Here is a 13,502-nt window from a genome sequence, read left to right on the forward strand (position 1 = left end):
TCATGTTCTTACATGAGTATAGCATTTCTTTTTTGCAAATGAAAAAACAGTTGCTCACTGTCACCCAATTTTTTTATTTATAAATTGCTAGATACTCTCACAATCATTCCGTAGACAAGCAGACTAAAATAAAGCGAGGAAAACAATAAGAAGTTCGCTCGCCAAAACAAACGAAAAACAGCGGAAAAATGAAAATCTTCTTTTTTGCGCCAATACCCGATCGAAATCAACATGTGCATGATCAGTAAAAAGAAGACAATGTGCCATAAATACGATTTTCCTGAAAGAACAGTAATCAAAAAGTGAACAGCAATAATAAAAAAAAGTGTCGAAACATTCACTGCCACATAAAACGACTTTCGTTTTCTTTTTAATAATTTGCGGGAAAAAAAGTAAACGACGAAAAATGATAATAACGGCAGCGTAACGAATGCCGCGATCAGATGCGCAAACAGCTCATTCATTTTTCGTCCCCCCCTTCTTCCAACCCCTTTATGGCATAAAATAAAAATTGTGAGAGCGGCAACGTAATCCCGAGTTCTTTCCCTTTTTCTAAAACATAGCCTAAAATGGCATCAATCTCTGTTTTTCGGTTTTGGGAAATGTCCATTAACATTGATGAATAATTTTCTGCTGTCTTTTGACAAACACTCACAATATGTTCCCATGCCTTTTGTTCGTCTTCGATCGGCAACACTTGCTTAAATTCGGAAAACAACAATTTCATCATTTCATAATATGGTTTCACTTTAAGCAAATCTCCGTTTTTGATGCGTAAAAGCGCTGTCAACGGATTAATGGCTGCATTCACGATCAATTTTTTCACTAACACATTCTCCCAATTATTAGCAAATTCAAATGGAAAATCAGAGATGCTCTTTGCCGATAAATTTACGGCTTGTCCAAATGTGCCATACAAGCTTGCAAGCACAATCTTTCCAATTCCTGTATGTTCTACCGTACGATCATCATGTTTGAGTGCACCGTGCTCGACAATTCCAACAATAATATTTTTTTCCATGAGTGGAGAAAGCAACTTAATATGCCCCATCCCGTTTTGTAGAAAAACAACCGTTTTCACCTGATCAAACAGGTTTCGGTGATTGATAATCGTTGCAATATCATACTGCTTCACCGTTATAAAAACAAGATCATCGTTAATGTTCGCTTCCGCAAATGTCATGGCTTGAAGTGAAATACGCTTTGTTTCCCCGCGTTTCACAAACCGCAATCCTTCGTTCATTAATCGTTGCGCTTGTGCTGAACGTCTTGTATAAACAGTGACTTCATATTCATTACTTAAATAAGCAGCGATTAATAGACCAATGGCTCCGCCGCCAACAATTCCAATTTTCACAATTTCTTCCTCACCTTCCATCAATCCATGCTATTCCTATTTTAGCAAATAGCCAATTTATCCGCTAAGAAAAAAAGCTGACGATGGGGTCAGCTTTTTACGATTTTTCCACTTTTTCTAGGACCGTGTTTCCCGAGAGTGGAGTTTTTCGTTCTTGTTCTTCTTCAAGCTCCGCCATTTTTCTTGCACGTTCCATAATGGCAAGCAATGTTTTATACTCCTCTTGAACAGCAAATAGCTGTTTTTGCAATGCTTCTTTCTCGGCTTGGAGTTTTGTAATCATTTGTTGTAATTGCTCCATGTCTTTCTTTAAAGCACGGTTTTCATCCGCTATTCTTTGCGAATCATGCGCCTTTTGCCCATGTGTTTGCAAAAATGTGATGACATCAGACCACGTCAAGTTTTTGTCTGTTATTTCCTCTTTCCTTTTTCGTTCTCTTTCTTCACTAGCCGCAGCCTCTTTTTTTCTCTCCTTTCTCTGTTTTTTCGCTAGTTCAATTTCTTCTTTATACTGCTTTCGAACATAGGAATTCCATCGAAAGCCGCATGCAGCTGCGGTGCGTGACAAAAGCTGTCCTACTTTTTCAAAAGCCTGAAGCTGCGTACCTCCTTCGCGAATATAGCGCAATACGACTTCTGCCAATAGCAAATCTTCGTCTTGCGTCCACGCATCCTGACGTACACTTGTCATCTTCTTCCCCCCTCTATAGCTGCTTTTTTACTATATTTATGCAGCTAATAGAAAAGATAGAAGGGAGAAAATTATGATTTATTTAAAAAAGATTGGATAGCTCTTTTATGTTCTTCTGACCCCCATAATTCGGAACAACGGCGGATTTCCGCAAAAAATCTCATCCGAAATTCATCGCTTTTCCACTTTTCTGCAGCTGCCATTTTATATGCACGCAATACAGAAACCGATTGCGATAAATAAGGGGCAAGCAGCTCGCGGCATTCTTCCCGCAAATTGTTTCCTGGCAGCACCGCGTGTATCCATCCATACTCGTACATTTTTTCTGCGCTTATTCTTTCTGCACGCAAAAGTATATCAAGCGCTTGAGTGTACGGAAGTTTTTCAAAAAGCATTGTCGCTCCGCCCCACCCAGTCGTTATTCCAAGTTTTCCTTGAATAAAGCCGATTTTACTTCCAGATTTCGCATAGCGGAAATCACATGCTGATGCTAACTCACAACCGCCGCCAATAGCAGTGCCGTTAATGAGCGCGACAGTTGGTTTAGACAACGTAAGCAATGAATACAAAATCGTCCCCATTTTTTCTAACATTTGTTTTGCATTTTCTGTCGTATGTAAATGTTGAAATTTGCTTAAATCCCCTCCTGAACAAAACGCTTCATCACCTGTTCCCGTAATGACGAGCATTTTCACATCATCATTTTTTTCTACCATCGCAATCGTTTCTTCCAGCTTGTCCATTACTTCAAAATTGATCGCGTTTCGTTTTTCGGGGCGATGAATAGTAAACCAAATAACCCCATTACTGTCATATTCCACTATAGCTACTTTCATATTTTTCCGTTTCCTCCTTTCCTTAAAATCAATTGGGCATCGGGCGGGCATTTTCCTGCTTATTTTCATAGCTAAAAATAAAAAAACAACAAGCACAAGTACTTTCCTTCCTTGTGCTTGTTGTTAAAGATAATTATTTGTTAACAACTTCTCTTCCTTTGTAAGTTCCGCAAGATTTGCATACGCGATGAGCTAATTTCATTTCACCGCAATTTGGGCATTCTACCATGCCTGGCACTTGCAATTTAAAGTGAGTGCGGCGCAATCTTTTTCTTGTTTTTGATGTTCTTCTAAAAGGTACTGCCATGCTTCCCACCTCCTTATCAGCATGTCGAAGTATCAAAAGCCCGGATCATCCCGGCTACTTCGCTTACTCTTTTTTGTCTTTATCAAAAAACTTCGCTAATGCAGCAAGACGAGGATCGATTTTCTGTTTGGCCTGTTCTTCTGCCATCGCTTCCCAACACTCTTCTTTAATGACTTCCCAGCCTTCTCCAGACTGCGGAGCCCCGTCCTGCACCGTTTCTTCTTCCGCAAATATTTGCAACGGAATTTCCAAAAGAATAAGTTCTTTGATAATCGGTAACAAATCTACTGTTTCGTCTTTCACTAGATGCGTATCTTCATCTGTCGATACTACATCATAATCATTCATAAAAAATGTTTCCGTCGTTTCGATCGAAAATGGATACGAAACGTCGACCAACGTCCGCGAACAAGGCAGTACCATCGTTCCCGACACTTGCAAGTGAAACGTAAATTTTGTCGAACCGATATCTGCCCTTCCCTGTACATGCACAGGCGAAATATCGCGGATCAGTTTATCAATCTCTTTTAAATCAGAGACATCAACATATTCATCAATAACGATTTCTTTATGATGAAACTGATGAAGCTGATGGACTGTCCATTTCATAAAAAATCACCTCAAGACAACAAAGAAAATTATACGTTTCGTTTTCCTATTTGTCAATATTTTTTCTTTACAGTATAATTGTTGTCAGTTTATATACAATTTATCACTCTTTTGAAAAAAAAAACTAAACAGCAGGGAGAGCAAAATGAAAGCGGTCGGAATCATTGTCGAATATAATCCGTTTCATAACGGGCATTTATATCACTTAGAAGAAACCAAAAAACAAACTGGAGCAGATTGCATTATTGCCGTCATGAGCGGAAATTTTCTGCAGCGCGGAGAACCTGCGCTCGTATCAAAATGGGCGCGAACAAAAATGGCATTGTCAGCCGGGGTAGATATTGTCATTGAGCTGCCGTATGCATTTGCGGTTCAATCTGCTGAACGATTTGCCAGCGGCGCGGTTACATTGCTTCATTCCTTATTTTGTGAAGAAATTTGCTTCGGAAGCGAAAATGGAAATATAACCGCATTTATCGATGCGGCAAAAACGTTTTTAGAGCAAAAACAGCAGCATGACAGTTATGTGCAAGAAGCGCTTCAGGAAGGGGTAAGCTATCCGCGGGCGAACGCAGAAGCCTGGAAACGATTGAACGCCACTAACCTTGATTTATCTAAGCCGAACAATGTGCTCGGTCTTGCGTATGTCAAAGCGATTTTACAAAAACAAATTCCGATCACTCCTCGTACGATTCGCCGCATCGCTTCCGATTATCATGACAAAACGTTCTCTCATCCATCGATCGCTAGCGCGACAAGCTTAAGAAAAGCGCTTAAAGGGTCGCTTGCACATTTAGAAACCATCGCCCCGTATATTCCAGGCACTACAAAACAAACACTCGAGCAATATTATGATACATACGGCATGTTTCATGAATGGGAAGCCTATTTTCCGTTTTTAAAGTATCGCATCATGACAGCGGAAGAGGCGGAGCTGCGCCAAATTGCCGGCGTTGACGAAGGTATCGAACACCGCTTAAAGCAGGAAATTGTTGCTGCCCCGACGTTTTCCGCTTTTATGAACTCGATCAAAACAAAACGATATACGTGGACGAGGCTGCAACGAATATGCACTCATATTTTAACGAATTTTACAAAAGACCAGCGAAAAAAAACAGAAACGCCGACATATATTCGTTTGCTTGGAATGAGCAGCAACGGGCGCCGCTATCTACAACATGTAAAAAAACATCTGCCGCTTCCGCTCGTTACAAAAGTGTCAAATTTAAAACATGACCCGATTTACCAGCAAGAAAAAAAGGCGTCTTTTGCTTATGCCGCAATATTTCCTGAACCTGCTCGCACCAATGTGCTGAAAGAGGAGTACGCTACTCCTCCTCTTTTGCAATAACAGCCGCTTTACGATGGTTATTTTAAATTTTCTAAATAACGAATCGCATCATCAAACGTATCGACCGGAACAATTTTCATTTTTGTTCCGATTTTTTTTGCCGTTTTCACTGCTTCTCGATAGTTCGAATCTGCTGCCCCATTTTCGTTTGGTGCAAAGAAAATTTCTGCTCCCTCCCGATCAGCAGCAACAATTTTTTGCGAGATGCCGCCGATCGGTCCGACTTCGCCATTCATATTAATCGTACCTGTACCGGCAATTTTATGCCCTTTCGTAATATCTTCTTCGACAAGTTGATTATAAATTTCTAACGAAAACATTAATCCTGCTGATGGCCCGCCGATTTGTTCCGAATCAATGCGGACTGGCGGGTTTGTAGCAATGTCATAATCGGTAGTAAGCGAAACCCCTATACCTATTTGTTTTGGATTATGCGCAAATGGCATTAATGTAAGAGTTGCCTCTTTTTCCTTTTTACCGCGCACAAATGTAATATGAACTTTATCTCCCTTTTTCTTTGTACGAATATATTGCACCATTTGTTCCGATGTATCCATCCTTTTTCCATCTATTTTAATAATGCGATCGCCAACTTTTAATTGCCCCTCTGCCGGCATATGTGGAAGCACACTCATCACGTATACGCCTTTTGCTTTATAAGAAACTGGTTTCCCCGCTTTTTTATAGGCAACAGCAATCGCTGCCTCTTTTGACTGCTCCATAAGCTGAAGCTGACGCATTGTATATTCCTCATCTGTTTCCCCTTCTTGTTTTATTTCTTCTAACGGATATAGTTCATAAAAGGAGCGAACATGTGCAAGAAAATAGGAAATAGCATTCGCCCGTCCCATTTTCACCGTTGTTAGCATAAACGTTCCTTCATCATCATCCCCATGCTCCACATGAACAAGCGGCTTTAAGTCTTGCGCAGTTCCAGGCATCGTAACGTAATAAGGAAATTTAATAAAAATAAGCAGCAATGCTACGATGACGCCAAAGAAAAATGCAACCACATACATTCGTTTTTTCATCAGCGTGAATGCTCCTTCCAGTTTTGAATTGCTTGGCGGATTTCTGGCACATATTTGCGTGTTTCCTGTTCCCCGATAGCAATAATTTCCTGTGCATGAGTAAATGCTCGCGAGCTATATTGCTCTACGTGCGGCCGAATCATCACATCGGAGGCAAGTTGACGATGGCGGACAAGCTCGTCTTGCAGAATATCAATGCTTTGTAAATCACATCAAATATCGACGTAATTTCTCCGTCCACTTTCACATGGGAAACATCGACTGCAATAACAATATCCGCACCCATTTCTCGGACAACGGAAACGGGAACGCGATCAACAACTCCTCCATCTACAAGCAATCGCCCGTCTACCCTTTCAGGGACAAAAATACCGGGAATGGAAATGCTGGCTCGTACGGCGCGGGCAACATCCCCTTGGCGAAACACCACTTTTTGACCTGTCTGTAAATCCGTCGCTACAATTGCCACCGGGATGGACAGTTCCTCAATTTTTTTCCCTTTTGTGAGAAGCCGAATAAATTCGGTAATTCGCTTTCCAGCAATTAGCCCCATTTTTGGAATTGTAAAATCGATGTAGTCATTTCGACGAAACGACTTTGCTAACTTATATAAACGCTCAAGACCGAGATCGCTAGCATATAGAGCAGCGACAAGCGCCCCGATGCTGCTTCCGGCTATGTAGGAAATTGGGATTTTCTCCTCTTCCAATACTTTCAGTACTCCAAGATGCGCGAAACCTCTCGCCCCTCCAGAACCTAGCGCTAACCCAATTTTCGGAAACACCGTTTCTCTCCTCTCTACATGACCACCTTGTTTCATCTTATGGTCTAAAACTCCCCCCTATACTCGTATATTAAACTATATGAGGTTGTACACGTAATATGGTGTTAAAAAGGGGAGAGAGGATGTGTCGTTACCAGGAGGCAGAACAGATATGAAACCAAAAGCAAAAACCGTCTTTCTCGCTTCAACGGTTACTTTATTTGCACTGTCATTAATTTGCTACCCTCAGCAATCATTAGAAGCATCCATCCGCGGTTTAAATATGTGGTGGGAAGTCGTTTTTCCATCACTATTACCTTTTTTTATCGTTTCTGAATTATTGATTAGCTTCGGTGTCGTTAATTTGCTTGGAGTTTTGTTAGAACCGCTTATGCGGCCGCTTTTTAGAGTTCCTGGCGTCGGCGGTTTCGTTTGGGCAATGGGAATGGCTTCCGGCTATCCATCAGGAGCAAAACTAACTGCACGACTTTATCAAGAAAAACAAATTTCTACGATCGAAGCAGAACGGTTAGCCTCATTTACTAATTCATCCAACCCATTGTTTATTTTTGGCGCGGTGTCGGTCGGATTTTTTCACAATCCAAATCTTGGCATTATTTTAGCACTTTCCCACTATATAGGAAACATTTGTGTAGGAATGATTATGAGATTCCATGGAAAATCACAAGAAAAAGGAAAGCAAAAACGACCGAGTCATTTGTTTTCTTTTCCTTACGCATTCCGAGTGCTTCATGAAACCCGTCTAAAAAACGAACAGCCGCTTGGAAAATTGTTAGGAGACGCCGTTCGGTCTTCTGTACAAACATTGTTGATGATCGGTGGGTTTATTATTCTCTTTTCCGTCATTAATAAGCTGCTTTACATGATGCATATTACGGAATATATATCCTTTATTTTCCAGTATATTCTTCACTTATTTCAACTTCCAAAAGAACTAAGCATCCCGATGATTTCCGGTCTATTTGAAATTACGCTCGGCAGTCAGATGATTAGCCAAACCGATAAAGCCGAACTGTTGGAAAAAGCCATTGCAACAAGCTTTATTCTTGCTTTTGGCGGATTTTCCGTGCAAGCACAAGTAGCAAGCATCCTCGCTGAAGCAAACATCCGCTTTAAACCATTTTTTATCGCCAGAATCATGCATGGATGTTTTGCCGCATGTTTTACATATATACTATGGAAACCGCTCTACGTCCACCCAGCCGATGGAAATATGCGCGTTATTCCAACATTTTTGATAGAACGCTCACCAAGCTGGATCAACCATTATTGGGAGCTGTTGCATCAATTCGGACCAATCATTACGATCGTCTTTTTATGTCTATATATATGGCTTACTGCTGCTCAATGGCAAAAAAAGGTCATAGAATAAAGACAAAATAAAATTAGGCTGACTTAAAAGAAGCTTCTTTTAAGTCAGCTTTCATTACGTTCGTTAGAAGTAAGGGAAGCAAATTTTTTTCTCAGCGCTTCCTCTACAACAGGTGGCACTAAGTCGGAAATATTGCCATTATACTTTGCTACCTCTTTGACAATACTGGAACTTAAAAAAGCGTATTGGCTATTTGTCATCATAAAAAACGTCTCAATATTTTCATCAAGAACACGGTTCATCGACGTGATTTGCATTTCATATTCAAAGTCGGACACAGCCCGCAAACCACGCAAAATCGCACTCGCATTTTTACTGCGCGCATAATCGACAAGCAGGCCGTGAAACGATTCAACAATCACATTTGGAAACGGCCGCGTCACTTCCCGCAACAGTTCTATCCGCTCCTCAACAGAAAATAACGGCTTCTTTGAAGAATTATTAAGTACCGCTACATACACTTGATCAAACACTTTTGCCCCTCGCCTAATAATATCTAAATGCCCATATGTAACCGGATCAAAGCTTCCTGGGCAAACCGCAATGCTCGCCATGCCCTATTCTCCTTTCTGCACATCCATGTACCGGTAGATTGAAACCGCGGTAATTCCATATACTTCATGTTTCCACTTTACAAGACGACCAACTTGTTCGGCAAGATGTGTTTCGGCAGAGTGTTCCACAACGACAGCACCATCTTTTTCAAGAAGCTCATGTTCATCAATAAACGAAAGGATTGACTCCAATTTTTGTTCTTTATATGGAGGATCAAGAAAAATCAAATGAAAACGAAGCCCGCGTTTTATAATTGCTCTCAACGCTCTTTCTGCATCATTCCGATATATTTCTGCCTGTTCTAACAGTCGACACGTTGCAACATTTTTTTTGACGGTTTGCACCGCTTTTGCGTCATGGTCTACAAAAATGACTCGGTCAAGCCCGCGGCTTAATGCTTCAATTCCAAGACCGCCGCTGCCACTAAACAAGTCAAGGCCCATCCCGCCGGAAAAATACGGACCAATCATATTAAATATCGCTTCTTTCACTTTATCTGTCGTCGGTCTTGTTGATATTCCTGGAACCGCTTGCAGACGTCTACCTTTACATTTTCCTGAAATTACCCTCATTGTTTTCACCACATTTTGACACAATTTCGCAACATTATCGTATCATAAACTTTATTATAGTAAAACAGCTGAAAATTTCATAGTAACATGTATATAAAATTAGCAAACCGGCCATAATGAGTAATGGCAACATCCATGCGGATGTTGTTGCCAACCACGGAGAAGACTTACGTTTCCCCATAAGTTCTTCCTCCGGTTTCTCCTCTCCCTTTTCTTTTCCTTTAGTTTACTTGTTCCTTCCGATGCGCAAGGGGCAAGTAAACGTAAAGGACCCCTGCAGATCATAGGCTGCAGGGTTTTTTTTATTTTTCCATTTGAAATTTTGTTAAACAATGATTAAAGTTATGTATGGACAAACATAGTAAGGGGGATATAGATGATTCAGCGTTTTATAGAGCTAGGGGAAGGTTATTCAGATATATACGAACTAATTGAACTCGCCAGAGCAAATCGGCATCGTTTGTCTGGACTTTTTGCTTTTCATACGGTGAAAAACGGCCGTCCGGTGACATCGTGTGTTGTCGTTTTGCATCCAACAGATCCAGGGGATTTTCAACCGTTGTATATTTGCCGGGAAGGAATTCCAAATCCGCGTGTGAAACCAAATAAGCGATACGATTTATTTGCCCAACTAGCGAAAGAACTAGGAATGGAGATTATTCATTTAGAAGTGAAGCCTTCGACATTTTTTGCTGAATTAGATTTATACTATCAACACTTAATTGGCATTATGCGGATGAACCGTTTTATCCCTCCGCTCCAATAGTGGCGATAAAAATAAAAATCGGCTGACTTTCCAAAGAAAATCAGCCTTTTTTTACTCCGCCGAATATCCTAATGGATAAGAGGAGTCTTTTTCTTTTTCCCCTTTTGATTCGAATTCTAGCTTTAAAAATGGTCGATAAGACGGTTCGACCCGCTTTACAAACGGCAAGGAAGCAAGCTTTTTCATCATTTCATCGACTTGCTCCATATCACAATATAAAACCGCATATTTTAACCGTTTCGAAACATAATGAATATTGCCAAATTTGCGCAGATGTTTGCTATGCTTTAATGAATGCAACCAGACAATAATCCCTTGGCGTTTTGGAAACATACCACCATTCCCCTTTTATATACTATGTGCGGCAGCCGCAGCTTCCCCCTGCTCCGCATCCTCCCGAACAGCTGATGGACAAAAAATACGGGTTCCCTGTCGGCACTTTAATTTGATCTGATACCGCTTTGCCAATTAACACGCTAATCTCATCTAACAGTTGTTGCATGGCATTTTCCGCCTTTTTAAACGCAGCAATCGTCTCATGAAAATCAAGTTCACGTTTTATTTCACGCACTTCTTTCATCACGCTATGATAATCGGGATGATATTTTCCAAAGCGCTGTACTTCCTCATAGCGCTCTTTTGCCTTTGTAAAACGAGCGATAATATCTTGAGCAACACGATCTTGTTTCAGTCGTTGAAAACATTGGCGGTATTCTTCTGCCAATTCCGATTGTACAATCATTTTTGCTAATGCTTCTGCTTTATCTAAAATCTCGAGACGCTCGAGAGTTGCAATGATCACGTTTTGGCACCTCCAATGTAATGATACCATGAGATGAATCAGAAAGGAAAGTAATGAAGTTGCGCATTAAAAAAAGTCTGACTTGCTCGTCAGACCTTTTTCTAAGAGATCGTTACTGTAAATTCTTGTGACAACCCGGTTATTTTCCCGTCATTATGCACAAGTTCAAGACGTATCACATGTTTTCCGGTCGGTAATCCTCGCAACATAAATGCCGCTGTATATACTTCATCTATTTTTTGTCCATTTATATATACGTTTATGTGTCCCCCATTCGTTCCTTTTCGAAACGGAAAATCAGCGACAATACACTCAATCAATACATCTTTCCCTTTCACAACATGCTTGACTTGAAATGATTTATTCTCCTGATTAGTCATAGCAAACGCAACATTTGGGATATTTGTTTCTGGCGCCGGTTTATCGTTTCCGCACGCTCCTAAAACGACGAAAAGAAATAAAAGCAAAATAACGAGCTGCTTTTGCAAAGACATCACTCCCCTTTAGGAAGTAGTCTTTGCTTTTTTGCAAAAATTAATCACGCATCGCTTGAAACATATGAAGCATTAATGAAACCATTTGCAAGGAATTAGCGATTTTCTCCACTTTATGTGGAATCGTCTGCTCATAATAATGAAGCGCCTCAAGTTCAAATGATGGCAGCTTATGTGGGTAGCGGGAAAGAAGGCGATACCAGCGCGGCTCTTTGCGAATAAAAGATTGCAGCATTTTTTTCGTTCGAATATATTGTATAACCTCTTTTCTCATTGGCACCCCCTCTAGTCTTTACGAAATGAAAACGGATGTTCATCTTTCGTTATCCCCATATGCTGCTTTTCATTTCCTTGAAATTGAGTAATAATGTTTTGGATTGCGTCAATCGCTTGTTGAACACTCGCGAGATGTTTTTGTACCTCATTAGCATCCATATTTTGTATTACATTTGCAATTTTTTCAATCCATCTATTACTACTTTTTTCCTTGCGTTTTATTGGCTCTTGATTTTGTTTATAGGCTTCCCAAATTTCATCATCCTCACCAAATAAATACCAATCTTCATAAAACTCTTTCCACGTTTTTTGACCATTGCGCACTTCTTGAATTATTTTCGGATGCTTTTTCACAAACTGTTTAAATTTCTCCACCGAAGGATGTAGATGCTTTTCCATTGAATACCTACTCCCCTCATCGACTCACGCCTATCTACCATATACTATTGCCTATATATGATTTACGTGCGCCCATTTTTTCTTTACATCGACAAAATCGCTATTTTATTTCCATAACCTTAAAAAATCTTGAGTATAATAATCACCAGAAACACCTACACCAAGGTAGGTAAATTGTTCGCTTAATAATGTTTCTCGATGGCTTTTGCTGTTTAGCCATCCTTCCACCGCCTCAATACCATCCATATGATGTGCGGCAATATTTTCTCCCGCCATTTCAAATTTAATATTTGCAGCCAATAGCCGATCTTTTAAATCACCATTTTTTGGAGATTTATGAGAGAAAAAGTGATGATCTTTCATATCTTTACTATGCATATAGGCAACTTTTGCTGCTTCCTCATGCCAACGAAGTGGCTTAACACGATAACGTTGGCGAATAACGTTTGTAATATCAAAAATTTGTTTTTCATTCGCTATTTCCACTTCTCGTTGTTGTTTGGAAGATAAAGGGGCTGAATTAGGTAAACTGCCACGGTAAACAAGCTCATATGGCCTCATTTTTACGAATACTTCCCCAGTCATAAGCCGAATGCTCGAAATCTTTCCGGTAAAACGATCTACATATAATTGCGCGTAGACGTTGCCAACTTTGACAATCGGCCGAGAGGCGTAATCTTGTTCTGACAGCTCAAAACGATACATTCCTGTTCTCAATTTTATTTCAACATTGGATAAAACAGGCATCGTCTTAAACACTTCTTGAAGGGGCTGACCGATGTAAAATGGTTTTACATTCACATTCTCTCCGCATACAAATGCCGTAACAACACGCCCATCCATCATTCCAATTTGAAAGTATGTGCTTGCGCTCCGATTATAGATCCACCATTCATAATCATAAGCGGAAGCATCAATTCGTGTCGGCGAGCCGAATTTCTTTTTTACATCTCTTTCTGTTTTTCCAATCATTGAAAGCATGCCGCTTTCGACTTTCGGTTCTTTTACCATATAGTCTTTCGGCTCTGTTTCTTGAGGCGGGCTAAGCGGTGGTGTACTTGGCGCAAAATAATAAAATCCAATGATTAGCAATAACACAAGAAAAAACCATTTCACACGGCAACTCTCGCTTTCCGAAAAAAGATATTCTATTGCCATTATAGCCGTTTTTCTATGGCAACAAAACGTAAAAAAAGAATTCCCCTGCTTTCCAGGGGAATTTCGTATACCAGACATTTATTCAATAAAATAATGAATGGAGGACAAAAATTTATCATAAATTGAAAATATCGCAAAATGA

At 40.3% G+C, this 13,502-nt stretch carries 18 protein-coding genes and 1 pseudogene; 3 read left to right on the forward strand and 16 right to left on the reverse strand.

Annotated features, from left to right (window positions below):
- Positions 1–77: 77 nt before the first annotated feature.
- The 6 genes from NXM86_RS12835 to NXM86_RS12860 form a co-directional block, all read right to left on the reverse strand.
- The gene (locus NXM86_RS12835) at positions 78–464 is read right to left on the reverse strand and encodes a DUF3397 domain-containing protein (protein ID WP_062753499.1); all 387 of its coding nucleotides are present in this window, start codon (positions 462–464) and stop codon (positions 78–80) included.
- Positions 461–1,357 carry a 2-dehydropantoate 2-reductase gene (locus NXM86_RS12840; RefSeq protein WP_375216583.1) on the reverse strand — a complete coding sequence of 299 codons (897 nt, stop codon included), beginning with the start codon at positions 1,355–1,357 and terminating at the stop codon, positions 461–463. Before NXM86_RS12840 ends, NXM86_RS12835 begins: the two co-directional genes overlap by 4 nt.
- 97 nt (positions 1,358–1,454) lie before the next feature.
- Positions 1,455–2,048 (reverse strand): RsfA family transcriptional regulator, encoded by a 594-nt coding sequence (locus tag NXM86_RS12845; protein ID WP_498958118.1) that lies wholly within the window; start codon positions 2,046–2,048, stop codon positions 1,455–1,457.
- A gap of 71 nt (positions 2,049–2,119) precedes the next feature.
- Positions 2,120–2,884: an enoyl-CoA hydratase/isomerase family protein gene (locus NXM86_RS12850; protein WP_498958120.1), complete on the reverse strand. Its 765-nt coding sequence runs from the start codon at positions 2,882–2,884 to the stop codon at positions 2,120–2,122.
- 133 nt (positions 2,885–3,017) lie between these two features.
- Positions 3,018–3,191: a 50S ribosomal protein L32 gene (gene rpmF / locus NXM86_RS12855; protein WP_003251950.1), complete on the reverse strand. Its 174-nt coding sequence runs from the start codon at positions 3,189–3,191 to the stop codon at positions 3,018–3,020.
- A 63-nt stretch (positions 3,192–3,254) separates the two neighbouring features.
- On the reverse strand, positions 3,255–3,800 hold the full coding sequence (locus NXM86_RS12860) for a YceD family protein (protein WP_171698644.1): 546 nt from the start codon (positions 3,798–3,800) through the stop codon (positions 3,255–3,257).
- A 145-nt stretch (positions 3,801–3,945) separates the two neighbouring features.
- Between NXM86_RS12860 and NXM86_RS12865 the strand changes: the two genes are divergently transcribed.
- Positions 3,946–5,151 carry a nucleotidyltransferase gene (locus tag NXM86_RS12865; RefSeq protein WP_062678276.1) on the forward strand — a complete coding sequence of 402 codons (1,206 nt, stop codon included), beginning with the start codon at positions 3,946–3,948 and terminating at the stop codon, positions 5,149–5,151.
- Between the two features lie 17 nt (positions 5,152–5,168).
- On the opposite strand, the gene NXM86_RS12870 is transcribed toward NXM86_RS12865, so the two are convergent.
- Together NXM86_RS12870 and NXM86_RS12875 are read right to left on the reverse strand one after the other, a co-directional pair.
- Positions 5,169–6,182, reverse strand: coding sequence for a SepM family pheromone-processing serine protease (locus NXM86_RS12870; protein ID WP_089097038.1), 1,014 nt, complete (start codon positions 6,180–6,182; stop codon positions 5,169–5,171).
- A pseudogene (locus NXM86_RS12875) lies at positions 6,182–6,966 on the reverse strand (patatin-like phospholipase family protein). Before NXM86_RS12875 ends, NXM86_RS12870 begins: the two are co-directional and overlap by 1 nt.
- A 151-nt stretch (positions 6,967–7,117) precedes the next feature.
- Between NXM86_RS12875 and ylbJ the strand changes: the two are divergent.
- Entirely contained in the window at positions 7,118–8,338 is a 1,221-nt protein-coding gene (ylbJ, locus tag NXM86_RS12880) for a dipicolinic acid transporter SpoVV (protein ID WP_285754355.1), read from the forward strand.
- A 44-nt stretch (positions 8,339–8,382) separates the two neighbouring features.
- Here ylbJ and coaD read toward each other — a convergent pair whose 3' ends face one another.
- Both coaD and rsmD read right to left on the reverse strand, forming a co-directional pair.
- The gene (gene coaD, locus NXM86_RS12885; protein ID WP_015863337.1) at positions 8,383–8,892 is read right to left on the reverse strand and encodes a pantetheine-phosphate adenylyltransferase; all 510 of its coding nucleotides are present in this window, start codon (positions 8,890–8,892) and stop codon (positions 8,383–8,385) included.
- A 3-nt stretch (positions 8,893–8,895) separates the two neighbouring features.
- Entirely contained in the window at positions 8,896–9,465 is a 570-nt protein-coding gene (rsmD, locus tag NXM86_RS12890; protein WP_062678279.1) for a 16S rRNA (guanine(966)-N(2))-methyltransferase RsmD, read from the reverse strand.
- 376 nt (positions 9,466–9,841) lie between these two features.
- Here rsmD and NXM86_RS12895 point away from each other — a divergent pair, with 376 nt between their 5' ends.
- A complete protein-coding gene (locus tag NXM86_RS12895) occupies positions 9,842–10,231 on the forward strand; it encodes a DUF7147 family protein (RefSeq protein WP_015863335.1) in 390 nt (129 codons plus the stop codon).
- A 51-nt stretch (positions 10,232–10,282) separates the two neighbouring features.
- Here the strand turns inward: NXM86_RS12895 and NXM86_RS12900 are convergent, their stop codons facing one another.
- The 6 genes from NXM86_RS12900 to NXM86_RS12925 form a co-directional block, all read right to left on the reverse strand.
- Entirely contained in the window at positions 10,283–10,564 is a 282-nt protein-coding gene (locus NXM86_RS12900; protein WP_062753515.1) for a YlbG family protein, read from the reverse strand.
- 22 nt (positions 10,565–10,586) lie between these two features.
- Positions 10,587–11,033 (reverse strand): YlbF/YmcA family competence regulator, encoded by a 447-nt coding sequence (locus NXM86_RS12905; RefSeq protein WP_015863333.1) that lies wholly within the window; start codon positions 11,031–11,033, stop codon positions 10,587–10,589.
- Positions 11,034–11,134: 101 nt separating this feature from the next.
- Positions 11,135–11,527, reverse strand: coding sequence for a hypothetical protein (locus NXM86_RS12910; RefSeq protein WP_062753517.1), 393 nt, complete (start codon positions 11,525–11,527; stop codon positions 11,135–11,137).
- Positions 11,528–11,567: 40 nt separating this feature from the next.
- Positions 11,568–11,801: a YlbE-like family protein gene (locus NXM86_RS12915; protein WP_015863331.1), complete on the reverse strand. Its 234-nt coding sequence runs from the start codon at positions 11,799–11,801 to the stop codon at positions 11,568–11,570.
- 11 nt (positions 11,802–11,812) lie between these two features.
- Positions 11,813–12,202, reverse strand: a complete 390-nt coding sequence (locus NXM86_RS12920) for a YlbD family protein (RefSeq protein ID WP_015863330.1) — start codon at positions 12,200–12,202, stop codon at positions 11,813–11,815.
- A 105-nt stretch (positions 12,203–12,307) separates the two neighbouring features.
- The gene (locus NXM86_RS12925) at positions 12,308–13,318 is read right to left on the reverse strand and encodes a CAP domain-containing protein (RefSeq protein WP_062753634.1); all 1,011 of its coding nucleotides are present in this window, start codon (positions 13,316–13,318) and stop codon (positions 12,308–12,310) included.
- Positions 13,319–13,502: the final 184 nt, after the last annotated feature.

This window comes from Geobacillus sp. CX412 (assembly GCF_027942335.1).
GTDB classification, from domain to species: domain Bacteria; phylum Bacillota; class Bacilli; order Bacillales; family Anoxybacillaceae; genus Parageobacillus_B; species Parageobacillus_B toebii.

Coding starts and splice junctions, on each gene's coding strand:
- NXM86_RS12860 (WP_171698644.1), bottom strand. CDS start 3,800: ATGAAATGGACAGTCCATCAGCTTCATCAGTTTCATCATAAAGAAATC.
- NXM86_RS12900 (WP_062753515.1), bottom strand. CDS start 10,564: ATGTTTCCAAAACGCCAAGGGATTATTGTCTGGTTGCATTCATTAAAG.
- NXM86_RS12920 (WP_015863330.1), bottom strand. CDS start 12,202: ATGGAAAAGCATCTACATCCTTCGGTGGAGAAATTTAAACAGTTTGTG.
- NXM86_RS12915 (WP_015863331.1), bottom strand. CDS start 11,801: ATGAGAAAAGAGGTTATACAATATATTCGAACGAAAAAAATGCTGCAA.
- NXM86_RS12870 (WP_089097038.1), bottom strand. CDS start 6,182: ATGAAAAAACGAATGTATGTGGTTGCATTTTTCTTTGGCGTCATCGTA.
- coaD (WP_015863337.1), bottom strand. CDS start 8,892: ATGGCGAGCATTGCGGTTTGCCCAGGAAGCTTTGATCCGGTTACATAT.
- NXM86_RS12850 (WP_498958120.1), bottom strand. CDS start 2,884: ATGAAAGTAGCTATAGTGGAATATGACAGTAATGGGGTTATTTGGTTT.
- rpmF (WP_003251950.1), bottom strand. CDS start 3,191: ATGGCAGTACCTTTTAGAAGAACATCAAAAACAAGAAAAAGATTGCGC.
- NXM86_RS12835 (WP_062753499.1), bottom strand. CDS start 464: ATGAATGAGCTGTTTGCGCATCTGATCGCGGCATTCGTTACGCTGCCG.
- NXM86_RS12910 (WP_062753517.1), bottom strand. CDS start 11,527: ATGTCTTTGCAAAAGCAGCTCGTTATTTTGCTTTTATTTCTTTTCGTC.
- rsmD (WP_062678279.1), bottom strand. CDS start 9,465: ATGAGGGTAATTTCAGGAAAATGTAAAGGTAGACGTCTGCAAGCGGTT.
- ylbJ (WP_285754355.1), top strand. CDS start 7,118: ATGAAACCAAAAGCAAAAACCGTCTTTCTCGCTTCAACGGTTACTTTA.
- NXM86_RS12865 (WP_062678276.1), top strand. CDS start 3,946: ATGAAAGCGGTCGGAATCATTGTCGAATATAATCCGTTTCATAACGGG.
- NXM86_RS12895 (WP_015863335.1), top strand. CDS start 9,842: ATGATTCAGCGTTTTATAGAGCTAGGGGAAGGTTATTCAGATATATAC.
- NXM86_RS12845 (WP_498958118.1), bottom strand. CDS start 2,048: ATGACAAGTGTACGTCAGGATGCGTGGACGCAAGACGAAGATTTGCTA.